This is a genomic window from Collinsella sp. TF06-26, assembly GCF_002232035.1.
In the GTDB taxonomy this organism is placed as follows: domain Bacteria; phylum Actinomycetota; class Coriobacteriia; order Coriobacteriales; family Coriobacteriaceae; genus Collinsella.
This window is the reverse complement of the sequence record NZ_NKXR01000021.1, coordinates 1-26,050: the sequence shown is the minus strand read 5'-3', so window position 1 is coordinate 26,050 and position 26,050 is coordinate 1. Positions and strand designations below refer to the sequence as shown.

Here is a 26,050-nt window from a genome sequence, read left to right as displayed (position 1 = left end):
GTTCGCGAAGCCCACTTCCCGGAACAAGGCCGCCCCGCCGGGCAAGGCCCCAGCGCGAGACCGTCCCGGATGCCTACCTACTCGTTGTCGCCTGCGGTCATCTGCGTTGCGGAGAGCGCGCCGTCGGCTGCTGTTGCGGCTGCGGCGTCGGGCCAGACCCAGTCGGTGAAGGCCGGGTGGTCGTAGCCCTCATCGCACGCGAACTCAAAGGCCTCGGTGCGGAATGCCTCCCACTTATCAATCTGCTCGGCAAACTTATCGGCGTCGACCATGCGCAGCACGTCGGCGGCCAGTGCCCAGCGGTCCATGCTGTTCAGGCGCAGCATGTCGAACGGCGTTGTCGTGGAACCTTTCTCCTCGTAGCCGTGGACGCGGAAGGCATCGTGGCCGGGGCGGTTCCAAATCAGACGGCGAATCGTGCCGGCATAGGCGTGGAACGCGAAGAAGACGGGCTTCTCGCCGCAGCCGAACAGCTCAGCCCAGCGCTCGTCGCTGAGAGCCTGGTCGTTCTCGCAGACGTTCTGGATCTTGAGCAGGTCGACCACGTTGACGAACCATACCTTGATGCCCAGCTCGCGCAGCATGTCGGTTGCAGCCAGAGCCTCAAGCGTCGGCACGTCACCGCAGGTGGCGACCACGACGTCGGCCTCGGCGAGCGAATCGGCGGTCGATGCCCACTCCCAGGTCGCAACGCCCTCGGCGAGCTCCGCCTTGGCCTCGTCGACCGTCTGGAAGGTCGGAGCAGGCTGCTTGCCGCAGAAGATGGCGTTGACGCAGTCAGTGGACTGGTAGACGCGCTCGGCCACGGCGAGAGCCATGTTGGCGTCGGCCGGATAGTAGGCGTTTACGATGTGCGTGTCGTTGGCCTTGTTGAGCAGCAGGTCGATAAAGCCGGGGTCCTGATGCGAGAAGCCGTTGTGGTCCTGACGCCAGACATGGCTCGACAGCAAAATGTTAAGGCCGCTAATGGGAGCACGCCACGGAATCTCGCGCTTGGTAGCCTCGAGCCACTTGCAGTGCTGGTTGACCATGGAGTCGACCACATGGACAAAGCTCTCGTAGGAGCTCCACACGCCGGAGCGGCCGGTGAGCACGTAGGCCTCGAGGAAGCCCTCGCACTGGTGCTCGGAAAGCTGCTCGACGACCTTACCGGAGCCGGCCAGCAGCTCGTCGTTGGCATCGTCCTCGTAGAAGCCAGCGTCCCACTGCTTCTTGGTCACCTTGTAGGCAGCCTGCAGGCGGTTGGATGCGGTCTCGTCGGGACCGAAGATGCGGAAGTCATCCATGTTCTTGGCCAGAACGTCGGCAGTGTACTCACCAAAGACGCGGGCGGCCTCGGTAGAGCCCCAGCCATGACCCTTAGTTGCGACGGGGACCTCGTGGGCATGAATATCGGGCAGCTCGAGCTCGCGGCGCACCTTGCCACCGTTCGCGTTGGGGTTGGCGCCGATGCGCAGCTCGCCGGTCGGCATAAAGGCCGTCACCTCGGGGCGCACCTGGCCCTCGGGCGTAAAGAGCTCCTCGGGCTTGTAGGAACGCAGCCACTCGCGCAGCACGCGGAAGTGCTCGTGGGTGTCCTTGGCACTCGCCAGCGGCACCTGATGCGCGCGCCAGGAGTCCTCGGTCTTCTTGCCGTCGATCTGCTTGGGGCAGGTCCAGCCCTTGGGCGTGCGGAACACAATCATGGGGTAGGCCGGGCGGACCACGGTCTCGCCTGCGGCGGCCTGGGCCTGCGCGGTTGCCTTGATGTCACAGATCTCATCGAAGACCTGCTCAAACAGGGCAGCGAAACGCGCATGAATGCTTGCGTGGCTCTCGTCGTCAAAGCCGGCGACAAAGAAGTGCGGCTTATAGCCCATGCCCTCAAAGAACTTGGTGAGCTCTTCGTCGGACACGCGGGCGAGGATGGTGGGGTTGGCGATCTTGTAGCCGTTGAGGTGCAGGATCGGCAAAACGATACCGTCGGTTACCGGGTTCACGAGCTTGTTGGATTGCCAAGAGGTCGCGAGCGGGCCGGTCTCGGACTCGCCGTCGCCCACCACGGCCACGGCCAACAGGCTCGGGTTGTCCATGACGGCACCGTAAGCGTGGCTGAGCGTGTAGCCGAGCTCGCCGCCCTCGTGGATGGAACCGGGCGTCTCGGGCGCAAAGTGGCTCGGGATGCCGCCGGGATAAGAGAACTGGCGGAAGAACTTCTGCAGGCCTGCCTCGTCATTGGTGATGTCGGGGCGAATCTCGCGGTAGGTGCCGTCGAGCAGCGACTGAGCAGTACCGGCGGGGCCACCGTGACCAGGGCCCATCAAGAAGATAGCATTCTGGTTGTGGTCGGCGATCAGTCGATTGACGTGACCGAACAGGAAGTTGATGCCGGGCGTGGTGCCCCAGTGGCCAACCAGGCGGTGCTTAACGTCCGGACGACCGAAGTCGCGCACCTCACCGGTTTTCTCGTCGACAAAGTCGGGGCGCATTAGCGGGTTAGAGCGAAGGTAGATCTGACCGACGGACAGATAGTTCGATGCGCGCCAATACAGGTCGACGCCCTCGAGCTCGGAAGCCGGCACCTCGTGGCCCAGCTTTTGCCACGGCGTCCCCAGTGTTTTAGCCATTGTTTATGTCCCTTCGCTGTGCGGTCGCCCTCCGATACGGCAACCTTTCGTTGGGACTAGTATATTTGCTAAAACGTTTTATCATGGTGAAAAAACGTTTTATCCCCTTATCAATCGCATCGATCAACAAAACGCGACATTCACCTGCGGCATTGACTGTCACAGGTGCTCCACATTCGATCTCTACAAATTGATAAACGTGTTTAGTTGTGTTTAGTAAGCTCGAGCACGCTGTCCTTAACGATAAGCTCCGGCTCCAGAACGACCTCTTCGGCACGCCTGCCGCCCCTACCGGCAAGACGCTTGGACATGCAGCCAAAAGCATGCTCCGCAAGGACACCAGGGTCCTGCTCAATCGCGGTCAGTGCCGGCTCAAAGAGAACGTCGGCCGCCGAGTTGTCATAGCTCACCACCGAGATATCGCCCGGGATGCTCTTCCCCATCTCGTGCAAGCGCTTGAGCAAACCGAGGGCAATGTTATCCGAGCTTGCGAACACGGCAGTGGCGTCAGTTGCGAGCACTGCCTCCGAGGCCTCGTATGCGCTCGGAATGTAGTACTCGCTCTCAAACTCCAAACGCGCGTCGATCGGCAGGCCAACCTCGCGCAGCGCGCGCTCATAGCCGGCAAGTCGCTTGCGACCCGTATTGGAACGGCGGGCATTAACCAGGCAGGCAATACGGCGGTGGCCTTGCTCGATCAGATAGCGGGTGGCCATATAGCCGCCCATCTCGTGGTCGAACATCACCTTGTCGCACTCGAGCCCCTCAATGGCACGGTCGACCATTACGGCCGGGATGGGCAGGTGGCTGACCTCTTCGCGCAGGGCGCGGTCATCGGAGAACTCGTCACCCACCACCAGGAAGACGCCATCAACGCCGCGCGTCACCAGCTGGCGCAGCAGCTCCAGATCGTCATCGGCGCTTCCGCCCGAGCTGGTAATGAAGAGCGCATAGCCGTCCTCGCGGCAGCGCTTTTCCAGGCTACCGGCGAGCGAGGCAAAAAAGCGGCTCTCGATGTTAGGGACGATAAGGCCCAGCGTGCGCGACTCGCGCATGACCAGGCTGCGCGCAATCTGGTTGGGAACATAGTGGTTGCGCGCCGCGACCTCTTTGATGAGCTTGCGGTTTTCTTCCGAGATGCGACAGGGCCGATTATTGAGAACAAGCGAGACCGACGAGGGGGAAAGCCCCACCTCCTGGGCGATCTGCTTGAGGGTGACTTTGTTGGCCATCTCGCTCCTTCCGGGTTTACGCGCAATCTCTTGAAAGTATAGCGACTACCCCTCTACCTCGGTGATAAACACTTTACCAATCCGGTGGACGGCTGTTTTATCGCCGCCAGCGCACCAAATCCGTCCGGGTGGGGTATATTGCAATCGATTGATGACAACGACCACCAAAAGGCGGATATTCGTATGCACGAGAACGATTTTTTTAACGAGGACCTGCTGTGCGCGCTCGCTGGCGTTGCCGGCGAGGACAACGTGCTGATGAGCGAGCCCATGCGCGAGCACACCACGTTTAAGATCGGCGGTCCGGCCGACGTCTTTGTCACGCCCGATACTGAGCAGGGCCTCGTCGCCACGCTCGATACCTGCTATCGCTGCAATCTACCACTCACCATCGTGGGCAACGGCTCCGACTTGCTCGTCGGCGACAAGGGCATCCGCGGCGTCGTCGTAGCGCTGGGCGAGGGCCTCTCCGACATTACGGTCGACGGCACGCACGTCACGGCGGCAGCCGGCGCCTTGCTTTCCGATGTCGCAGCCGCGGCAGCCGAGGCCGGCCTTACCGGCATGGAGCCCATCTCGGGCATTCCCGGATCGGTCGGCGGTGCCTGCTACATGAACGCCGGAGCATACGGCGCTTGCATGGCCGATGTGCTGGAGTCCGTGCGCGTCTACAAGCCCGCCCGCATGCTCGACGACGGCACCCGCGGTAGCGGCAGCATTATTGAGTTCGATGTCGATGAGCTCAACCTGGGCTATCGCAAGAGCCGCATTGCCGACGACGGTTTCGTCGTGCTTTCGGCCACTTTCAATCTCGCCCCGGGCAACGCCGCGATGATCAAGGCCGACATGGACGACTACCGCCAGCGCCGCGAGGACAAGCAGCCGCTCGACATGCCGAGTGCCGGCTCCACCTTCAAGCGCCCCGAGGGCTACTTTGCCGGCAAGCTCATCATGGACGCCGGCCTGCGAGGACACGCCATCGGCGGCGCGCAGGTGAGCGAAAAGCACTGCGGCTTCATCGTCAACGCCGACCACGCCACCGCCGCCGATGTCGACGAACTCATCCGCCACATCCAAACAACCGTCAAAGACCAATTCGACGTAGACCTCGAACCCGAAGTCCACCGAGTAGGCGAATTCCTCTAAACAAAGAAGGCCCCGAAAGGGGCCTTCACTTTCTTTTATTCAGACAACCAATCCGGTGCGTAGCGCCCCGAACCCGAGAGGGCCGCGTGCCCGCCCGCAATATATTTGATTGATCGCGAGTTCCGCACGCAAAGAAGGCCACTTAATGTGGCCTTCGTCTTGCGCAGGACTGCCCGAGCAGACAATCAAATATATTGCGGGCGGGCACGCGGCCCAGTCGGCTTTACGACAGCGCAATACCGCCAAGCCAGCCCCAACGCACGCCAGAGCCAGTACCATAAAAGCTAATGAACGAATCGAGCGACTTCGATGTAATGGCACCCTCGTTGCTCATAACGATGCCGCCGCCAACGTAGATACCCACATGACCGTAGATAAGGCCCGGAGCACCCGTGCCGCTGTGCGAGGAATCGGCCACGATCATGCCCACCTGCAGCGCCGAGCGGTCGGAGCTATAGCACCAGGCGTTGAACATGTCGCACGCGTTGCCGCCAAAATAGCCCACGCCGGCATTGCGGAAGACATTGGTAACCCACGCCGCGCACCAGTTCTGACCCGGCGAAGGCGTGGAGTAGCACGCGTTGACGACGGCCTGCTGCTTGCCCGAGCCGGCATTCTGCTGCGGAGTTCCGGGCGCATACGATCCACCGCCCGAGCTCGAACCACCCGAGTAGGAATTGTTCTTGTTCGCGGCGGCCGCGGCAGCGGCGGCCTTCCTAGCGGCCTCCTCGGCCTGGGCGGCAGCGAGAATCTCGGAATCGCGCTGAGCCATGAGCTCCTTGACGTCGTCGGAAAGACCGTTCAGCACGGTCTGGACTTCTTGCTGCTTGGCCTGCATATCCTGCATCTGAGCCGTCTGCTGGTCCTTGAGCTTCTCCAGGTCGGCCTTTTGTGATTCGAGCTCGGTCTTCTGTGCGTCGAGCTCAGCCTGAATCGTCTGGATATCCTCGATGGCATCGCGGTCGCTCTTGTTGATCTTCTCAACGTAATGCGCGTTGGCGACGAGTTCCTCAAACGAGCCAGAGGCCAGCAGCAGCGACAGGATGTTCGTACCGCCGGACTTGTAGCTGGCGGCCACGCGATTGGAAAGGTCGTTGCGCTTCTTCTTGAGCTCGGCCTTCTTTTCATCGATCTGGGCCTGCGTGTCGTCAATCTTGCCCTGGACATTCTCGATGTCGTTGAGGGTCTGGGCATTCTTGTTGGCCAGCGCCGCATACTCATTTGCGATGCTGTCGAGCTGGGCCTGAACCTCGTCGAGTTGGGCCTGGGCGGCATTCAATTTATCGGTGGTTTCTTTGGAAGCCTCCGCCGCATGGGCGCGAGTGGGCAGGCCAAAAAGAACTGCCGCAGAAGCGGCGCCGAACAGGGCCTTAAGGGCAGTGCGGCGCGAGAGCTCCTGGGAAAGGATGGAATCGCTGTTTGGTGACATATGTACTCCGTTACATGCTTATTTATATGTCGCTCAACTCATACATATTAGCGTACATATGGCGCGTCCCAACGATTTCCACGAACGGCAGGAAACTACAAGGTCGGCGGCTCGTAAGCAATTGTCAAATTTGAGGTAACAATTGAGCAAGCTCTTATATGAGTACGTTAACATAATCCTCTGCTTTTCCTACAGTGCACCATTTGGGCGTCCCCGCCTGCGCTATACTCCCCTCTAGAAGTGTTCCTGATTCGATAGGAGACTACATGTCCAAAGCACTCGACCCCAAAGACACCTGCGTCCTCGTTACCGGTGGCGCCGGCTTTATCGGCTCGCACACCGTCGTTCAGCTGCTCGAGGGTGGCTACCAGGTCGTCATCGTCGATGATCTCTCCAACTCCAGCGCCGTCGCCGTCGACCGCGTCAAGACCATCGTGGGCGACGAGGCCGCCAAGAACCTCACCTTCTACGAGGCCAACGTGCTCGACCGCGATGCGATGAACAAGATCTTCGATACCCATCAGATCGACCGTGTCATCCACTTTGCCGGCTTTAAGGCCGTCGGCGAGTCGGTGAGCAAGCCCGTCGAGTACTACCACAACAACATCGAGAACACCCTGGTGCTCATCGACGTCATGCGCAACCATGGTTGCAAGTCCATCATCTTCTCGAGCTCCTCGACCGTCTACGGCGACCCGGACAACCCGCCCGTCACCGAGGAAGACCCCAAGAAGCCCGCAACCAACCCCTATGGCTGGACCAAGTGGATGATCGAGCAGATCCTTATGGACGTCCACACCGCCGACCCCGAGTGGGACGTCGTGCTGCTCCGTTACTTCAACCCCATCGGCGCTCATCCGTCGGGCCTGATCGGCGAGGACCCCAAGGGCATCCCCAACAACCTGGTGCCCTATGTCGCCCAGGTCGCCGTGGGCAAGCTCGAGGCCGTTCAGGTCTTTGGCAACGACTACCCCACCCCCGACGGCACCGGCGTGCGCGACTACATCCACGTGTGCGATCTGGCCTCTGGTCACGTTGCCGCCCTTAACTGGATGAACGGCAAGACCGGCGTCGAGATCTTTAACCTGGGCACCGGCACCGGCACCTCGGTACTCGAGGTCGTCGCCGCCTTCTCCAAGGCTTGTGGCAAGGAGCTGCCCTACGTGATCCGCGAGCGCCGCGCCGGCGACATCGCTGCCAACTGGTGCGATGCCTCCAAGGCCGAGCGCATGATGGGCTGGAAGGCCCAGTACGACATCGCGGACATGTGCCGCGATAGCTGGAACTGGCAGAGCCACAACCCCAACGGCTTCGCCGACGCCGAGTAGCAAAAACCTACATACCGTTCTTGCCCCGATCTCACGTTGTGAGGTCGGGGCTTTTTTTCATGGCATGTAGCCATTCGCCGAAAATCGACCAACTTTTTTATCTTGCCTGTACATGTTTAAACAACATGTTTTACAATAGGCGTATCGAATCAGAACATCGGAGGCGGACTGCACACCCATCGGCAGGCCGACCCCACAACAAGAAGGTTGGTGAGCGCATTCATGGAGCGTGCAAGCGGCGTCCTCATGCCCGTCTCATCTCTGCCCGGACCATACGGAATCGGCGGCTTTGGCTGGAATGCCTACGACTTCGTCGATTTTCTCGCCTCGTGCAAACAACATTACTGGCAGATTCTGCCCCTTACGACGACCAGCTATGGCGATTCGCCTTATCAGTCGTTCTCGGCCCGCGCAGGCAACCCCAACTTTATCGACTTTGCCGAGCTTATCGAGGCAGGGTATCTGGAGCAGCGCGATATCGATGGCGTGTATCTGGGATCCGACCCCAGCAATGTCGACTACGGTGCTATCTTTGGCGGCCGCCGTCAGATTCTCGACCGCGCCGCCGAGCGCTTTGCTGCCGACAAGCCGGCCGATTTCGATGACTTTATCCAGGCCAACGAGGACTGGCTCATCCCCTACTGTGAGTTCATGACCGTCAAAGAGGAGTGCGGTCTCAAGGCGTTTTGGGAGTGGCCCGCGGAGCTCCGCACCCGCGGCGAGGCTTCCGCCAAGGTCTGCGCCGACCATCCGGCGCGTATGCTCTACCACCAGATGACGCAGTACTTCTTCGATCGCCAGTGGAGCCGCCTCAAGGCCTATGCCAACGAGCGCGACATTCTCATCATCGGCGACCTGCCCATCTATGTCTCGCGTGACTCCGTCGAGATGTGGGCGACACCTGAGCTCTTTAAGATCGACGCCGCCGGCAATCCCGTGAGCGTCGCCGGCACGCCGCCCGACCAGTTCTCGGCCACCGGCCAGTACTGGGGCAACCCCATCTACGACTGGGACGCCATGGAGGCCGACGGCTTCTCCTGGTGGGAGGGCCGCATTCGCGCCGCCCTCGACATGTACGACGTCATCCGCCTGGATCACTTCCGCGGCTTCGAGGCCTATTGGGAGGTGCCGTTCTCCTCGCCTGATTCGTCCTACGGTTCGTGGACGCAGGGTCCCGGCCTCAAGCTCTTCAAGACACTCGAGGAAAAGCTCGGCACGCTGCCCATCATCGCCGAGGACCTGGGCTTCCTCACCCCCGGCGTCATCGATATGCGCGACAACTCGGGCTTCCCCGGCATGAAGATCCTGCAGTTTGCCTTTGAGGGCACCAACTCGTACTACCTGCCGCACAACTACATTGCCAACACCGTCGCCTACGTGGGCACTCACGACAACGAGACGGCACGCGGCTGGTTTGAAGGAACGGCTACCCCGCGTCAGCGCGAGCAGACAGCCCTGTACACCCATCAGCAGGCCGGCGAACCCATCGCCGACGCGCTCAACCGAACCATCGCAGCCAGCGTGAGCGACACGTGCATCTACACCATGCAGGACCTGCTCAACTTGGGCAACGAGGCGCGCATCAACACCCCTGCCACGCTGGGCGGCAACTGGACCTGGCGCATGCTCGACGGCGCCATCACCCGCGAGCTCGAGCACAAACTCACCGACTGGACCGAGACCTACTTCCGCATCCCGTCGGAAGCCGAAATCGAGCTTCCTCAATAGGAGCTACCGCGCCCGACCCCTCCCCACCGTGCGGACGCGCTTGCTTTTTCCCGCGCGAGGCCACCCCAATCCCCTCGCGCGGGCTTCTTATGAATTGCAGACATGAAACAACCCATCACAGGAGAAAACATGCCCCAAATTAACCTCATGGAACTCGCCGAGCAGTCTTTTGGCACCTCGCTCGAGCAGCTCGACGACCGTCGCATTTACAAGCTGCTGGTCAAACTCGTGCAGGAGCGCTCCGCCGCCTGCCCGCTCAACAACGGCAAGAAAAAGCTCTATTACATTTCCGCCGAATTTTTGATCGGCAAGCTGCTCATCAACAACATGATCGACCTCGGCATCTACGACGAGGTTAAGGACCAGCTCACCGCCGCAGGCCACGACCTCAACAAGATCGAGGAGTTCGAGGTCGAGCCGTCGCTCGGCAACGGCGGCCTGGGCCGCCTGGCCGCATGCTTCCTGGATTCCATCGCCACGCTGGGCTTGACCGGCGATGGCGTGGGCCTCAACTATCACTACGGCCTGTTCCGTCAGCGCTTTGTCGACAACCAGCAGAAGGCCGTCCCCGACGAGTGGCTCGGTGAGCAGGACATCCTAGTCGACGACGACCGCTCCTACACCGTCGAGTTCGGCGATTTTGCCGTTACCTCCAAGCTCGTCAACATCGACGTGCCCGGTTACGGCCAGCCCACCAAGAACCGCCTGCGCCTGTTCGACCTGGCGAGCGTCGACGACGGCCTGGTCCCCGGCAGCTCCATCGACTTCGACAAGACAGAGATCGCCAAGAACCTCACCTTGTTCCTCTACCCCGACGATTCCGACGAGCAGGGCCGCCTGCTTCGCATCTACCAGGAATACTTCATGGTGAGCAACGCCGCCCAGCTCCTGATCGACGAGGCCATCGAGCGCGGCAGCAACCTGCACGATCTGGCCGACTACGCCGTGGTCCAAATTAACGACACGCACCCCACCATGGTCATCCCCGAGCTCATTCGCTTGCTCACCACCGAGCATGGCATCGAGTTTGACGAGGCCGTGACCATCGTACGCTCCATGGTCGCCTACACTAACCACACGATTCTTGCCGAGGCGCTCGAAAAGTGGCCGCTCGTCAGCCTGCAGAAGGTCTCCCCTGCCATCGCCGACATTATCGTCAAGCTCGATGAGATCGCGAAAGCCGAGCACGATGACCCGCGCGTCGCCATCATTGACGAGCACGACACCGTCCACATGGCCCACATGGACATCCACTTTGGCTTCTCCATCAACGGTGTAGCCGCCCTCCACACCAAGATTCTGGAGGACACCGAGCTTCATCCGTTCTACGAGATCTATCCCGAGAAGTTCTCCAACAAGACCAACGGCATCACCTTCCGCCGCTGGATCCATGGGGCCAACCCCGCGCTCGCCAGCCTGCTCGACGATGTGATCGGCACCGACTGGCGCAGCACCGGCGATCTGAGCAAACTCGCCAAGTTCGCCGACGACAAGAATGTTCTTGAGCGCCTGGCCGCCACCAAGACCGAGGCCAAGGCCATCATGCGCCAGTTCATGGCGCTCGAACAGGGCGTGACGATCCCATCCAACGCCATCATCGATGTTCAGGTCAAGCGTATCCACGAGTACAAGCGCCAGCAGATGCTCGCGCTCTACATCATCTGGAAGTATCTCGACATCAAGAACGGCAATAAGCCTAAGCACCCCGTCACCATCATCTTTGGCGGCAAGGCGGCCCCTGCCTACACTATCGCGCAGGACATCATCCATCTGATCCTGACGCTGTCGCAGTGGATTGCAAACGACCCCGACGTGGCTCCCTACCTGCAGGTTGTCATGATCGAGAACTACAACGTCACTGCTGCCGAGCGCGTGATCCCCGCCGCTGACATCTCCGAGCAGATCAGCCTGGCCTCCAAGGAGGCGAGCGGCACCTCCAACATGAAGTTCATGCTCAACGGCGCCCTAACCCTGTGCACGCTCGACGGTGCCAACGTGGAGATTGCCGAGCTCGTGGGCGACGAGAACATCTATACCTTTGGCGCCTCATCCAAGCAGGTCGAGCAGCTCTACGCCGACGGCACCTACAACGCCGGTGCGCTCTACCGCAAGCCCGGCATCAAGCTGCTGGTGGACTTCATCACCAACCCCGCCTTTATGGCGACCGGCAACGCCGAGCGTCTGCAGCGCCTGCACGACGACATCAAGGGCAAGGACTGGTTTATGGCCCTGCTCGACATCGAGGAGTACATCCAGACCAAGGAGCGCGTGCTAGCAGACTACGAGGACCAGGATGTCTGGATGCGTAAGGCGCTGATCAACATCGCCAATGCCGGCACCTTCTCATCCGACCGCACGATTTCCCAGTACAACGACGAGATTTGGCACCTGAGCTAATTTCATTTTCTTTACCCATCCTCTTGAAAACGGAGTCGTGGTAACACGGCTCCGTTTTTTGTGCCCGCGTGTTGGCCTGCGGTCCGCCTCTTCCAGACACTCTCAATCTGTAACATCTACCCGGCAGAATTGGGCCTATCTGTTACAGATCGAGACAAACAGAATTGCCCCGATGAACTGTCTCGATCTGTAACAGATAACCGCCGGAATCGGGTCTAACTGTTACAGGATGAGACAAACGGATAAGCCAGCTAAAAACAATCTTTATCTGTAACAGTCAGCCGCCAAAAACCGTCCTTCATGTTATGGATTGAGACAGTTCGAAATAACGAAAAGTTTCATCTCAATCTGTAACATCTAGGCCCCATTCGACCCTCCAATTGTTATGGATTGAGACAGAAGGGCAGACGGCTCAGCAATGTCTCAATCTGTAACACCTAGACCGACTTTGGCCCTCGTCCTGTTACAGATTGAGACAGTCCGCCAGACAGCCCCGGCACAAAGAAAGGCTCCCCTCTCGCCCAGTGGACGGGAGAGGAGCCTTATATGTGACCGCGGCAAAAGGATGGCAATACCGCAGTCGCCCAAAGGGAGGGCCTGGATGCACCGGGCCTAGATAAGGTTCTTGCCAGACACCTTATCGAAGAGATGGGTCGCGTTCTTCTCGAACTTGAACCAGATGGAATCGCCCGCCTTGAGCGCACCCTTGGCCTCAAGGTCGACAACGGGAATGATCAGGACGAACTGGCCATCGGGAGCGGTCACGTGGACATGCTCGGTCGAACCCATGAGCTCGGTCACCTCGACGGTACCCTGGAGCGCGCCCTCCTCGCCCTTGTCGGCAAGCAGAATCTGCTCGGGGCGCACGCCGGCCGTGATCTCCTTCACGTCGCCGCCATCCCAGTTGAGAGCAAGCTGAGCGCAGGTCTCGGGAGCGAGCGCCACGTCCATATCCTCGGTCTTGACGGTAAAGCCGTTGCCCGAGCGCACCAGCTGGGCATCGAAGAAGTTCATCTGCGGCACGCCAATGAAGCCGGCGACGAAGATGTTCGCGGGATGGTTGAAGACCTCCTGCGGGGTGGCGATCTGCTGGACGACGCCGTCCTTCATGACCACGATACGATCGCCGAGGGTCATGGCCTCGGTCTGGTCGTGGGTGACGTAGATGAACGTGCCCTTGATCTCGTGGCGCAGCTTGATGAGCTCGGCACGCATCTGGTTACGCAGCTTGGCGTCCAAGTTGGACAGCGGCTCGTCCATCAGGAAGACCTTAGGATCACGCACGATGGCGCGGCCGATAGCGACACGCTGACGCTGACCGCCAGAGAGTGCCTTAGGCTTACGGTCGAGATACTCGGTAATGCCCAGGATCTCGGCAGCGGAGCGAACCTTGCGGTCGATCTCGTCCTTGGGGACCTTCTTGAGCTCGAGCGTAAATGCCATGTTCTCGTACACCGTCATATTGGGGTACAGAGCGTAGCTCTGGAACACCATGGCGATGTCGCGGTCCTTGGGCGCCACGTCGTTGACGCGCTTGCCGTCGATGAGCACATCGCCGGAGGTGATGTCCTCTAGGCCGGCGACCATGCGCATCGTCGTGGACTTACCGCAGCCAGAGGGGCCAACGAGGACGATGAACTCCTGGTCGTGAACGGTGAGGTTGAAGTCCTCTACAGCGAGCACACCGTCCTCGGTAACCTTGAGGTTGTGCTTCTTCTCCTCGGTCTTCTTCTTTTTGCCAAAGAAGCCCTTCTTTTTTGACTCGTTGTTGGGATACACCTTCTGAACATGTTTGAGAACGATCTCGGCCATGTCTCTACCTTTCGATACGCGGCGCCGCGCTGAGGGGCGCCGCCAAAACTTGCAAAACAGTTACGGCATCAGCCCTTGACGGCACCTGCCACCACACCGTCGATGATGTACTTCTGGCAGAAGATGTACATGATGACGATGGGGACAACGACCATCATGATGCAGGCCATCATGGGGCCGAGCTCGACGTGGCCATAGCCGCCGCGGAAGTACTGGATCAAAATAGGAATGGTCTTGTACTTGGTGGAGTCGAGCGTAAGGTAGGGCAGCAGGTAGTCATTCCAGACCCACATGGTCTCGAGGATGCCGACCGAAAGATAGGTGGGCTTCATGATGGGGAGAACGATCTTAAAGAACACCTGAACCGGGTTGCAGCCGTCAATCATGGCCGCCTCCTCGATCTCGAGCGGGATGTTCTTTACAAAGCCGGCGAACATAAAGACCGCCAGGCCCGCGCCAAAGCCCAGATAGATAAAGCAGATGTTGAACGGCGTATTAAAGCCGATGCGGTCCGCCAAATTGGACAGCGTGAACATCAGCATCTGGAACGGTACGACCATCGAGAACACGAACAGGTAATAGAAGAAGTTCGAGATCTTGTTGTTGACACGAACCACGTACCAAGCGCACATGGAGCAGCACACCAGAATCAGCACGACCGACGTGACTGTGATGATGAGCGAGTACATAAACGCCGAGGCAAAGCCCTGCTCGTTAAGAGCGTGCACGTAGTTTGCGAGGCCGTTGAACGTCTCGGGCGTGAGCAGATCGAACGCCGTGGTGGTGCTGATTGCGGTCCCCTTCTTAAAGGAATTGAGCGCAATCATGAACACAGGGTAGATCCACGCGAGCGACAGAATCGTAAAGAAGATCGAGAGCGCGCGGTTAATAGCCTTATCGCGTTTCATTACTGCTGCACCTCCTTGGACCTCGTGGCCTTAAGCTGGATCATAGAAATAGCGACAACCAGGATGCAGAAGATAACTGCCTTGGCCTGACCGATGCCCTGCCATGCGATGCCAGCACGCGAATAGAACGTGTTGTAGATGTTCAGGGCGAGCATCTCGGTGGAGTGCGCCGGGGCGCCACCGGTAAGGGCGAGGTTCTGGTCGAACAGCTTAAAGCCGTTGGTGATGGACAGGAACAGGCAGATGGTGATGGTCGGCATCAGGTTGGGGATCTTAACCTTCCAAAACGTCTGCCATGCCGTAGCGCCATCGACCTTGGCGGCCTCGATGTAGTCAGACGGGATGGACTGCAGACCGGCGATGTAGATGATCATCATGTAGCCGACCTGCTGCCACAGGGTCAGGATGATAAGGCCCCAGAAGCCAGCAGCAGAGTTAAGGGCGATGAGCTGGGCGCCCACGTTGGAGAGCAGGCAGTTGATCAGAATCTGCCAAATGTAGCCCAGCACGATGCCGCCGATCAGGTTAGGCATAAAGAAGATCGTACGGAAGATGTTGGTGCCCTTGAGCGCTTTGCGGGTGAGCGCCTGCGCGATGGCCAGCGCGATCACGTTGATGAGCACCGTCGACAGGAAGGCAAACGCCACCGTAAAGAAGAACGACGTGGAGAACTGCGGATCGGACAGCGCGCGCACGTAGTTCTCGATACCGACAAAGTGCGCGTTATTGATGGTAATAAACTGGCAGAACGAGAGATAGAAACCCTGGATAAAGGGAATCACGAACCCGATCATAAACGCCAGGCACGTGGGCAGCATAAAGAGCGGCCACCAGCGCTTGAGTGCTTTGCCCATAGAAGGGTCCTTTCATATATGCAGGGGGCGGGCAAACCTACGTCTGCCCGCCCCCTGTCGCTAATCAGATAGCTTGGGCAGCAACTGCTTACTCGGAAGCAGCCTTCTCGGTCTTCCAGCCATCGACGAAGGCGTTCTTGACGCCGTCCCACTTGGTGTTGTCGGCAGCATAAGCGATGAGAGCCTGCTTGAGGTTCTTCTTCCACTCCTCAGAGGGGATGTAAACGAAGTCCCAAGCGACGGTCTTCTTGCCGTCCTTGGCCATAGCAACGGCCTGCTGCGAGAAGACGTTGGTGGTCTCCTTAGCGCTCTTGAACGGGGCGGTCAGACCCATCTTGTCAGCGATGATGCTGGTGGCGGTGTCAGAAGTGACGCACCAATACATGAAGTCCTCGGTGGCCTTCTGGGCATCCTCGGAAGCCTGGGAGCTGACGCACCAGTAGTTCTCGCCGCCGGAGCACAGGCCCTGGTTCTCCTCGCCATCGACGCCGATGTAGATCGGCAGCATGCCGAGCTGGTCGTCGGTCATACCGGCCTTGGTGAGGTCGGCGTAGGCCCAAGAGCCGTTCTGGTAGAAGACGGCCTTGCCGGTTGCGAACTCGTTGGTGGCGTCGTCACCGGTCTTGGAGGCGAGCTGCGAAGGATCGCAGGTGGAGTCGGTGATATACAGGTCGAAGATCTGCTTAAAGTTGTCGAGATACTCGCCCTTGATCTCGTCGTCCTCCTGATTGTGCTCCTTCTCGAACTCGTAGTAGAGCGGGAGGTTGGCGAGGTGCGTGGTGTAGCGCCAGCTGGAGGAGTCATCCATACCGGCGGAAGTGAAGGCACCGTCAACGCCGAGCTCGTCCTTGCGGGCCTGGATGTCATCGGCGCAAGCCTTCAGCTTGTCGAAGGAGTTGATGTCCTCGGCCTTGTAGCCGGCCTTCTCGAGGAGCTCCTTGTTGTAAATGATGCCGTAGCTCTCCTGAACCCAGTCGATACCCAGATCCTTGCCGTCGGACTGCAGCGCCAGGGAGTCGTCGATGAGCTCGCCGCGGAGCTTGGTGTCGGAAAGATCGGCGCAGTAGTCCTTCCAGTTCTTAAGGCCGGTGGGGCCGTTGACCTGGAACAGCGTCGGAGCGGAGCTCTTGGACATCTCGGACTTGAGCTTCTCCTCGTAGGTGTTGGAGGCGGCGGTCACGATCTTGACCTCGACGCCCTTCTCCTTCTTGTACGCCTTGGCGATCTCCTTCCACTCCTTGTCGACCTCGGGCTTGAACTGGAGGAAGTAGACCTCGGCAGCGTCACCAGAAGCAGAGGAGCCGGAGCCGGCAGAACCACCGCAGCCCACGAGACCCAGACCAAGAACCGCAGCCGCGGAACCAGCAAAGCCCAGGAACTGCCTTCTGCTCATTTCGTTCTTCATTACAATCCACCCTTTCACACCGTGGCGGCACCCTTTGCCGCCGCCTTCGGAGATTGGCTCGGGGACTTTGCCCCTTTTGCTGATTTGTACAATACGCTATTTGGCTAGTTGTTTGAACAAGTATTACTAGAGCGGTAGAAAAACTTCGGTGAACGGTAATTTCGACTTGATACTTGACAAGTTTTGTATAAACAATTATTTGTTATCGAATGCAGAGAAAACGCCCGATCAAGCCGATGCATCGTCGGTTTGACCGGGCGTTTTCGCTTTGAGGGCATGAGTCTCGTCAGGCTGCGAGCTAGCCGGCTATCGCTTGGAATTGACGCGGTAATGGAAGATCTCGGGGTGTGTGCGGGCATGCGTGACCTCGAACAAGATGCCGTCCGAGGTGTACGACTGGCTCTCCATAACGGCGACGCAGTTGTACTTGCCAAGGTCCAAGTAGCTGCAGTCCTCATCGTTGGCGAGCTCGACACTCACCGTACGACGGCTCGCCATCACTTTGACGCCGCGCTTGTGCTCCAGATAGCCGTAGATAGAATCCGCCGCGATCTCGGGGGTCAGGCCCTTGGCGACCGACGCCAAAAAGTAGCCATGGTCCACTTGGCGCGCGCTGCCGTTGAGGCTTCGGACACGCACTACGCGAATCAGCTCCTCGCCCACCTTAAAGCCCAGGCGGCGAGAGAGTTGCTCAGTGCAAATCAAATGTTCAAAAGACTTGACCTCGGTCGATGCGACGGCATTGTTGCGTTTTGCGAACTCGCCAAACGACTCAACCTCTTCGAGTGCGCCCAGCATGTCGGTTTCGCCCTTAAGCCAAATAACGCGCACGCCCTTACCGTGTATAGGCTGCACAAACATCTGGTCGGCCAGCATGCTCAAGGCGCGTCGAACGGTATTGCGCGTGCAGCCAAACTCCGCGGTCAGCTCGGCTTCGGTTGGCAGCATCTCCTGAAACGCATAGGTCCCGTTAATGATGCGCGAACGGATCTCGCGGTAGATTCCTTCGTAAATCGCTTTTGGCATGATTTCACCTCTAATGAATATGTATGGCTAGGCACGATAGCATTTCTTAAAGTTGTTTAAACCGATTATCGGTAAAGCACGGATTATTTACCGTCGACGGTTCCCCCGAAACCCAAATCGGACCGAATCAAAACCGTCAATGCGGCAAGCAGCCAGTCCTCTACAATGAGTTCATTGTTTAAACGTTCTTGCTCGCACAGCATGTTGCATCCGGAAGGCATATTATGCTGCAGAAAATCCAACGTTTTGGCGGAGCCATGTTCGCGCCCGCCATGCTGTTTTCTATATCAGGCCTCATGGTCGGCATCTCCGCCCTCGCCACGACCGTAGACATCGTCGGCGATCTCGCCGTATACGGAACCCCTTGGTACGTTTTCTGGACCATCATCCAGCGCGGCTCGTGGACGGTCTTTAAACGTCTCCCGCTCCTTTTTGCCGTAGCGCTGCCTATCGGTCTTGCCCAAAAGCAACCGGCACGCTGCTGCCTCGAGGCGCTCGTAGCCTATTTTGCCTACTGTTTCTTTTTGAGCGAGATCATTAAGCTGAGCGGCGACAACCTTGGACTTAAGTACCCGTCGTCTTTAACCCCCGCCAGCGGCATCACCGTCATCGACGGCATCAAGACGCTCGACACCGGCATTATCGGCCCGCTGGCGGTGTCGGCAACCGTCGTCGCCATCCATGACCGCTTCTACGATGCCAAGGTTCCCGATTGGCTCGGCACCTTCTCGGGTTCCTCGCTGGTCTACCTCATCAGCTTTTTTGCCGTGTTTGCCCTTGCCGCCATCTCGGCCGCCATCGTGCCCTTCGCATACGCTGTGACCGAAACGCTGCGCCACGCACTTGCGGGCGTCGGCCCCTTCGGCGTGGGCATCTTTGTGTTTTTGGAGCGAGCGCTCGAGCCCATGGGGCTGCACCATCTGCTCTATATGCCCATCTATTACGACAATCTGGTCATTCACGACGGTATTTACGCCACGTGGACCAACCTGCTCCCCATTCTCTCCCATAGCACGCGCCCTTTAAATGAACTTGCGCCCTGGGCGGGTTTTACCGCCACCGGCTGGGGCAAGCTCTTTGGCCTTCCCGCCATCGCGGCAGCATTCTATTTCACCGCCAAACCCGAACGCCGCGCCGGCCTTAAGGTCATCCTTTTGCCCGCCATCGTCGCCTCGGTGGTCTGCGGCGTCACCGAGCCGCTCGAGTTTCTCTTTATGTTCACCTATCCCGGACTCTTTTTGCTCTACGCCGTCCTGTCCTCCTGCCTTGCCATGACCATGAACTTCTTTGGCATCGTCGGCATCTTCTCGGGCGGTCTCATGGAAATGACGGCCTTCAACTTCATCCCACTCATGCGAATGCATGCCGGCTCCTACCTTTTGGCGCTCGGTATCGGTCTTGCCTTTAGCCTCATCTTTTTTGTTAGTTTTCGAGCACTCATCTTGGTCTATGACCTTAAGACGCCGGGCCGCGAGGATCATGTCTCCAATCGCGCGGCAATCGATCGTTTAACGGGAAGCGGCTTTGCCAAAGAGCAATCTCCCAATGGCGAGGTCGGTATTCAATCCGATCAAGATCACGTCCTCGCCGAGCGGGTAATTCAGCTTTTAGGTGGCGTTGGCAATATCGTGGGCGCAACCAACTGCGCCACGCGCCTGCGCGTCGAGGTCGCAGACCCTTCCATCGTTGCAGATAATGCGTCGTTTGTCGCGGTGGGCGCCAAGGGCCTCATCATTACGGGCAAGACCGCCCAGGTGATTATTGGCATCTCCGTTCCCCGCGTTAAAGAGCATTTTGACCAGATCATGGGCCTCGAGCCGGGATTTGTGCCCACCACCTCGGCCTCCCCTTCCGCCAGCGCAGCCCATAAGCGCGGCGATATCTGCTTCTTCGATATCGATGGAACACTCGCCTGGCAAGACCCTCGAGTGGCACAAGAGCTTCCCGAGAGCGAGCGAGACCTCTCCCCCTATCCCAATGAAGCGGTCTCGCAAGCCATCCGTGATTTTGTCGCCAAGGGCAATATGGCGTTTATCTGCACAGGGCGCACGCTGAGCTGCATCCATCCAAAGCTGCTCGAGCTGCCCTGGGCCGGCATCGTCTGCCTCGCGGGTGGCTATGTCGAACTTGAGGGACACGTGATTCGCGATTTGGCGATGACGCCCGGCATGCTGCAGCGCCTTGCTCCCATTCTTGAGCAATCGGACGAAGTGATTCGTTTTGAGGGACTCAATGGCGTCGTTCGCATGAGTGCCGATGCGCCCGACGCCCCCGGATACGCCCGCACCGTGGGCGATGCAATTACGCAGCTGCAACATTACAGCGCCTACAAGATCTTAATGTCCACGTCGCTTGCCAACCGCATCGCTCAGGATCAAGCGTTTGAGCCGCTGTTCTGCTTTAACGAGCTCGAGCTCGAAGTGACCGAGATTTCGCCTCGCGAATGCACCAAGCGCGAGGGTATCCAGTCCGTACTCGACGCCCTCGATCCCCACCACGGAACCGTATACGGCATCGGCGACGCCAGCAATGACGTCTCGCTGATGAACGCCGTCGATGTCGGTATCGCCATGGGCAATGCGCCGGACTTCCTCAAGGAAAAGGCCGACTATGTCACCGACAGCATCGACCACGACGGCGTCGTCACCGCGCTCGAACACTTTGGGCTTATCTAGCCAAGCCCCTACCGCACTTGCGGCCGCATGGACCAATCGTCTTCAACCGCCGCGCTCGACGCCCTAATGTGGCAATATGTTGTCTGCATAATGCAACGATGCAACCTATCAAAGAATGCGAGAACCCGTGTCCAGTCCGTTTACCAGCTTTTTAGCCCAGCACTTTGACCAGATTAACGACTATCTGGCCACGTTCTTTGACGGACAGGCGACTTCCGCCGATATCGAGCGCTACCTGTATACCCCGCTCTCGGCATTTACGGCAAACGCTGGCAAGCGCCACCGCCCGCTCATCTGCATGCTCGCCGCCACTGCGGTAGGCGGCAGCTTTGAGAGCGCCCGCAGCGCAGCGGCGGCCATCGAGCACTTTCAGTCGGGCGCACTCATCCACGACGACATCGCCGACAACGGGCAGATTCGTCGCGGCAAGCCCTGCATGCACCTTACCGAGGGCACCGGTCTTGCCATCAACTGCGGTGACCTGGCGCTCACCATGGTCACCAAGACGGTTCTCGACGACCCCACACTCAACGCAGACGTGAAGCTTCGCGTGCTCCACGAGCTTACCGAAATGATCGTCCGTACCATCGAGGGCCAGGCGCTCGACCTGGGCTGGGTCCGCGACGGGCGCTTTGACATTTCGGTCGACGATTATCTGGACATGGCGACGCACAAGACCGCGTACTACAGCGGAGCGACGCCGCTTGCCGCCGGAGCCATTATCGGCGGCGGCAGCGAAGAGCAGATTGAGGCACTGCGCGCCTTTGGGCTGCACACGGGCCTTGCCTTCCAGATTCAAGACGACCTGCTCAACTTGATCGGCACCAAGGAGGCCGCCAACAAGGACTTCCGCACCGATATCACCGAGGGCAAGCGCACCCTCGTTGCCGTGCATGCCCTGTCAGACGAGCGCTATCACGACGAGATCGAGGCAATCCTTTCCTCGGGCACCGAGGACCCTGCGCAGCTCGCACGCGCCGTGGAGATCTTCCAGGAGACCGGCTCCATCGATTACGCCCACACCTATGCGCTCGACCTGACCGCTAAGGCCAAGGCCGCTATCGAAGGCGTCGAGCTCGACCCGCATGCGCGCGAGCTCTTCCTCTCAATGGCAGATTTCTTTGTGGAGCGTCTTAACTAGCGGGGGTCATAAAACCTGTGGGCAGCGAGTTTGGGTACAAGTTGCTACACTGTTGAGTGCATGTTTATGCATTGTCTCGCGTTGTCTATCCGACACGCGCTCAAAATAGTACGAATCGTACGCCGAAAGGGGTTCGTTCATGGAACCTATTACCACGGGCATGCAGGGAGCAGCCGTCGAGGATGTTCAGTCCCGCCTTCTGCAGCTCGGTTACACCATCGATGCCGACGAGGTCGCCGACAAGCGCTTTGGCACCACCACCGAGCAGGCCGTCAGCACCTTCAGGCTCGACAGTGGCCTTGCTGCCGGTCATGCCGTCGATATCCCCTGTTGGAGCGCCCTGGTCGACGCCTCGTATAAGCTGGGCGACCGCACCCTGTATCTGCGCATGCCCAATTTCCATGGCGCCGATGTGCAGGCCCTGCAGCGCGCTCTCAACGTTTTGGGCTTTGCCTGTGGCGAAGACGACGGCTACTTTGGTCCGCATACCGAGGCCGCCCTGCAGCAGTTCCAGGAAAATGTCGGCCTGTTTGCCGACGGCATGGCCTTCCAGGACACCTACGCCTACATCAACCGCCTGCATCATGTGTGGGAGGGCAAGCCCTCGGTCACCGAAGCCGAGTCCCGCATCGGTTTTGCTCGCGCCGCCAACGTGCTCGAGCGCTTCCAGATCGCCGTTATCGGTGAGGACCCCATCGCACGCAGCGTTGCTTCGCGCATGTGGAACATCGCCACGGCAACGACCGACAACAGCGGCATGATGCTCTGCGACTCCGAGGTCCCAACCGACGTTGACCTGGTGCTCGAGATCGCAAGCGACGAGCTGCCCGCCGACGCCGCGCCACGCGCCACGATTGCCCTCGCCGAGTGCCACAACCTGGCCCAGCGCATCCGCACCGCCAATGTCGCCGCGCAGCAGAAGCCGGCTCGCATTCGCATTGAGCTCACGGGCATGACGCGCTACAACGGCACCTTCACGGCCAGCGACGCGCAGACGCTCGCCGTACGCCTACTCGACGGCGTTTGCGATGCCCTCGCAGATTAGGTAAACTAGACGAGTTGCTTTTGGGCAACACCACACATTGGGACGTAGTTCAACGGTAGAACTCCGGTTTTTGGTGCCGGCTGTTGCGGGTTCGAATCCCTCCGTCCCAGCCATTAAAACTGAGCGCCCTAAGCCCATAACGGCCCAGGGCGCTTTCTTGTGGGCAAGCGGAGGAATTCGAACCCGCAAGGGTGCGGAGCTGAGGAAACGCGAAGCGTTTTCCAGCGCAGTACGCAAGGAGCGAAGCGACGCAGCGGGGCGCGGCCGCCGACCAGGCGGACGCGGAATCCCTCCGTCCCACACCAGCCAAGAGCCCCTCACGTCAAGCAAATCGAGCCAACGCCGCCAAGCGGAGGGATTCGAACCCGCAAGGGTGCGGAGCGATGCAGCGGGGCGCGGCCGCCGCAGGCAGACGCGGTGTCGGCACTTGGGGACGCTCCTAAGTGCCGGCATTATAGGAACGTCCCCAAGTGCCGGCTCGGGACTATTTTCGAGGACCCTCCGAAGGACTGTGGCCAAAAAACGGCAAATATGAGTACTGTCACCGTTGTAGCTACATTATTTTCGTTAATAAAAGAAGATCTTAATGAGATTTATTCGCATCAAGGTCTTCCTTTAATGAACACTTGAGGAGATACGGCAGCTTATCTGCTCGATCGACACGTCAAATCACCTTAAATGTGGTCAAAATTACTGCTACTAAATGAGTATCAGTACTCATATTTGATGTTTTTTGGCCACGGCTCTTTATAGACACCCTGCACAGCGACGGTGGTAGATTTCGGAACGTGTCCGTCAGCCCCGTTCCGAAAAGCGAGCCGCATGCAACGGCCAAGCCACGACAGGCCCCGGGAGAGCGGGGACACCGGCTTAGGTTTATCGCGAGTTCCGCACGAACAGGAGGCCACTTAATGTGGCCTCCGTCGTGAGCAGGACTGTAGAGCAGGAAACCTAAGCCGGTGTCCCCGCTCTCCCGGGGCCGGCGGAATTTAGTTGTTCAGCATGCGGTCGAAGCTTCCCGAGTCGCCATCCCGATAGTCGGCGGTCATCAGAATCTCCTGCGGAATGCGCCCGCCCTCGCGCAGCACATTGCGGAACTGCACGCGCGTGACCATGGGCAGATCCTTGATCGTCGCCGCCAAGTTCTGCGGCACGCCCTGGTTGGCAGCCGCGGGCTCGCACTCGCCGCCAGCCTTCACGCGACGCTTATGCTCGGCGAGCATGGCGCGGTACATGCCGGCATGCAGGCGAATCTCAACCACATTGGCATTGCGAGCCTGCTCGACGATGCGCGCGCCCTCGCGGTCGATATCGCCCACGTAGTAGACGTAGTTAAAGCGATAGCCGATCTCAGCCAGATAATCGTCCAGGGCATGCGAGACGCTCGCCTTGCATCCGCCGCCAAAAATCACGCCGCCCACCTTGATGCCAAAGAGCTTAGCGTGCTTGCGGCCGCGCAGGAGCTTGACGATCTCGTCATAGGTGTCCAGGTTCTCGACCATAATGAACGGCTTATCGGCGCCCAGCGTAAAGAAACCCGTAAAGTGCACGGGGCGGTTGGGGGCGACCTTAATCGCCTGCATGCTGATGCCCTTTTCGGTCATACGCCGAATTAGACGCTCGCCGTGCTTGCCGTCAAAAGCCTTCTCGTCGTTAAAAATCTGGTAGGCACGCTGGCGGCGCGAGGCAACCGGCGTATCGGCACCTCGGTTTTGCTCGATCCAAGCCTGGATGATTGCGATTTCCTCGGCAATCTTGCGGTTGGACATCTCGTTGTGCTGAGTGCGCTGCGGAGCCTTTTTGCCGTCCTTGCCCTCGACCTTTACGATCTGTGTCTGCTGCTCCTTGATCTTAGAGAGCGCCGTAGGCGTAGGGACAACTTTGAGCAGCTGCCTGCCTAAAACGCGGGCAAGGGCAAACGCCGATACCTCGCCGTGGACGGCCGACTCGGGCTGCTGGGCAGCAGCATCTGCTGCGGCAGACTCCGGCTTCTTCTGAGACCTGCGCTTAGAATCGCCTTGGGAATTGCGCTCGCGCTTCGGCATAGACGCCTGCTTCTGCGGACGATCGGACTTGCTCTCCTTCGCCGGCTGGCGCTTAGGCTGCCCCGAAGAAACCTCGGCCTTCGCATCCTCGTCCTGCGGCGTGGTCTTCTCGGCTGCAGTCTCGGCACGGGAACTGCGACCCCCGCGATGGCGACGGCGGCGAGGCCTGCTCGACGCGCCCTGCTCCGTCTGCCCATCAGTAGGCTGCTCGCCCTTGGCCTCGGCATCAGCCTCAAGCTGCGGCTCAACAGGCTTTTGCTCGCGAGCCGCCGGCTCAACGGCCTTCTCGTCCTGGGTGGTCGAAACCGACTCGCCCTTCTCCTGACGCTTTACGGGATACGCGCGTCCCGCAAAACCGCGGCCGGGACGACACGAACCCGGAGCCTTCTTGGCAGACTCCTCAACATCGTCTGCAACCTCAGAAGACTCTTCGACCTCACGCGCGGCACCCTGCTGTGCAGCCTTAAAGTGAGCACCGCGGCGGCGCTTGGGCTCTTGGGCCTCCGCGGGCTTTTGCTCCTTCGTGGGCTTCTGCGACTCGGCAGCAACCTCGGTCTCAACAGCCTCGGCATCCGTCTCGCCCTTTCGAGCAACGGCGCGACGGAAGCGCTCCTGCTGGGCGCGGCGCTGTGCATCGCGCTTGCCGCCCCCGCCAAAACCGCCGCGTCCTGCCTTGGCCGTAAAGGCACGCACAACGTTCTCATCGAGCAACTCATCGGTATCGACATGCTCACGCGGAGCAACTTCTTCCACAGCAGGCACGTCAGCGGAATCCTCGACGACAAAATCTTCGACGGACTCGGCAGGTTGCTCCTGGGCATCGCGGATCTCGGCATTGATGGTATAGAACGCCGGGCGCCCGTTAATGCCACTACCCTCGATCTTGGTCACGATATTTGCCGCGATAAGCTCATCGCGCATCGCCTTGGTGTCGCACTCCTTATCGACGGAGCGGAAAATCTGCGCCAGCGCACTCGACTTAATCTTGAGCGCCTTGCGGCAAAGCAGGTCGTAGGCAACCAGCTTGGCACGCTCGGCAGAAAGCGATGTCTGGCTGCTCAGACGCTCAGCCAGGGCATCGACATTGTTTTGATTATCGGAATATACCGTCTTGGCCACGGGGCCCCTTTCATATGCACACATATACGTCCATATGGTACAACGCACGAGCCTATCCACGCAAAACATCTGCGAGAACGCCCTTGCACCACCTGTTCTCACAATCAGAACCACCCTTAAAAAGGGTGGTTTGCTCTTAGGGTATAACCCACGG

At 59.4% G+C, this 26,050-nt stretch carries 16 protein-coding genes and 1 tRNA gene; 8 read left to right on the top strand and 9 right to left on the bottom strand.

Translation table 11 applies throughout. From position 1 onward, the window contains the following. Positions 1-77: 77 nt before the first annotated feature. Together CHY22_RS09430 and CHY22_RS09425 are read right to left on the bottom strand one after the other, a co-directional pair. Positions 78-2,606, bottom strand: a complete 2,529-nt coding sequence (locus CHY22_RS09430; RefSeq protein WP_089573628.1) for a phosphoketolase family protein — start codon at positions 2,604-2,606, stop codon at positions 78-80. A 203-nt stretch (positions 2,607-2,809) separates the two neighbouring features. Then, on the bottom strand, positions 2,810-3,838 hold the full coding sequence (locus tag CHY22_RS09425) for a LacI family DNA-binding transcriptional regulator (protein ID WP_089573627.1): 1,029 nt from the start codon (positions 3,836-3,838) through the stop codon (positions 2,810-2,812). Positions 3,839-4,021: 183 nt separating this feature from the next. Between CHY22_RS09425 and murB the strand changes: the two genes are divergently transcribed. Further along, positions 4,022-4,984 (top strand): UDP-N-acetylmuramate dehydrogenase, encoded by a 963-nt coding sequence (gene murB / locus CHY22_RS09420; protein ID WP_089573626.1) that lies wholly within the window; start codon positions 4,022-4,024, stop codon positions 4,982-4,984. Between the two features lie 223 nt (positions 4,985-5,207). On the opposite strand, the gene CHY22_RS09415 is transcribed toward murB, so the two are convergent. Next, a complete protein-coding gene (locus CHY22_RS09415) occupies positions 5,208-6,413 on the bottom strand; it encodes a hypothetical protein (RefSeq protein ID WP_089573625.1) in 1,206 nt (401 codons plus the stop codon). 266 nt (positions 6,414-6,679) lie between these two features. Here CHY22_RS09415 and galE point away from each other — a divergent pair, with 266 nt between their 5' ends. The 3 genes from galE (at position 6,680) to glgP (ending at position 11,866) form a co-directional block, all read left to right on the top strand. Further along, positions 6,680-7,741, top strand: coding sequence for a UDP-glucose 4-epimerase GalE (gene galE, locus CHY22_RS09410; protein WP_006235870.1), 1,062 nt, complete (start codon positions 6,680-6,682; stop codon positions 7,739-7,741). Between the two features lie 210 nt (positions 7,742-7,951). Then, positions 7,952-9,469, top strand: a complete 1,518-nt coding sequence (malQ, locus tag CHY22_RS09405) for a 4-alpha-glucanotransferase (protein WP_233502855.1) — start codon at positions 7,952-7,954, stop codon at positions 9,467-9,469. A gap of 129 nt (positions 9,470-9,598) precedes the next feature. Continuing rightward, positions 9,599-11,866 carry a glycogen/starch/alpha-glucan family phosphorylase gene (glgP, locus tag CHY22_RS09400; protein WP_118256845.1) on the top strand — a complete coding sequence of 756 codons (2,268 nt, stop codon included), beginning with the start codon at positions 9,599-9,601 and terminating at the stop codon, positions 11,864-11,866. A gap of 612 nt (positions 11,867-12,478) precedes the next feature. On the opposite strand, the gene ugpC is transcribed toward glgP, so the two are convergent. From ugpC to CHY22_RS09375, 5 genes are all read right to left on the bottom strand, one after another. Continuing rightward, entirely contained in the window at positions 12,479-13,678 is a 1,200-nt protein-coding gene (ugpC, locus tag CHY22_RS09395; protein ID WP_089573622.1) for a sn-glycerol-3-phosphate ABC transporter ATP-binding protein UgpC, read from the bottom strand. A 68-nt stretch (positions 13,679-13,746) separates the two neighbouring features. Further along, complete coding sequence (locus CHY22_RS09390) at positions 13,747-14,586, bottom strand: carbohydrate ABC transporter permease (RefSeq protein ID WP_089573621.1); 840 nt, start codon at positions 14,584-14,586, stop codon at positions 13,747-13,749. Continuing rightward, positions 14,586-15,440, bottom strand: a complete 855-nt coding sequence (locus CHY22_RS09385; RefSeq protein WP_055252174.1) for a sugar ABC transporter permease — start codon at positions 15,438-15,440, stop codon at positions 14,586-14,588. Before CHY22_RS09385 ends, CHY22_RS09390 begins: the two co-directional genes overlap by 1 nt. An 88-nt stretch (positions 15,441-15,528) precedes the next feature. After that, positions 15,529-16,845, bottom strand: coding sequence for an ABC transporter substrate-binding protein (locus CHY22_RS09380; protein ID WP_055252173.1), 1,317 nt, complete (start codon positions 16,843-16,845; stop codon positions 15,529-15,531). 306 nt (positions 16,846-17,151) lie between these two features. Then, complete coding sequence (locus CHY22_RS09375) at positions 17,152-17,871, bottom strand: GntR family transcriptional regulator (RefSeq protein WP_089573620.1); 720 nt, start codon at positions 17,869-17,871, stop codon at positions 17,152-17,154. 224 nt (positions 17,872-18,095) lie between these two features. Between CHY22_RS09375 and CHY22_RS09370 the strand changes: the two genes are divergently transcribed. From CHY22_RS09370 to CHY22_RS09355, 4 genes are all read left to right on the top strand, one after another. Next, positions 18,096-20,546 (top strand): PTS transporter subunit EIIC, encoded by a 2,451-nt coding sequence (locus CHY22_RS09370; RefSeq protein ID WP_089573619.1) that lies wholly within the window; start codon positions 18,096-18,098, stop codon positions 20,544-20,546. Positions 20,547-20,673: 127 nt separating this feature from the next. After that, positions 20,674-21,687: a polyprenyl synthetase family protein gene (locus CHY22_RS09365; RefSeq protein WP_089573618.1), complete on the top strand. Its 1,014-nt coding sequence runs from the start codon at positions 20,674-20,676 to the stop codon at positions 21,685-21,687. Positions 21,688-21,826: 139 nt separating this feature from the next. Continuing rightward, a complete protein-coding gene (locus CHY22_RS09360; RefSeq protein ID WP_197032236.1) occupies positions 21,827-22,732 on the top strand; it encodes a peptidoglycan-binding protein in 906 nt (301 codons plus the stop codon). 38 nt (positions 22,733-22,770) lie between these two features. After that, positions 22,771-22,845 (top strand) — tRNA-Gln (locus tag CHY22_RS09355). 876 nt (positions 22,846-23,721) lie between these two features. Here CHY22_RS09355 and CHY22_RS09350 read toward each other — a convergent pair. Beyond that, positions 23,722-25,896 carry a hypothetical protein gene (locus CHY22_RS09350; RefSeq protein WP_089573617.1) on the bottom strand — a complete coding sequence of 725 codons (2,175 nt, stop codon included), beginning with the start codon at positions 25,894-25,896 and terminating at the stop codon, positions 23,722-23,724. Positions 25,897-26,050 lie beyond the last annotated feature (154 nt).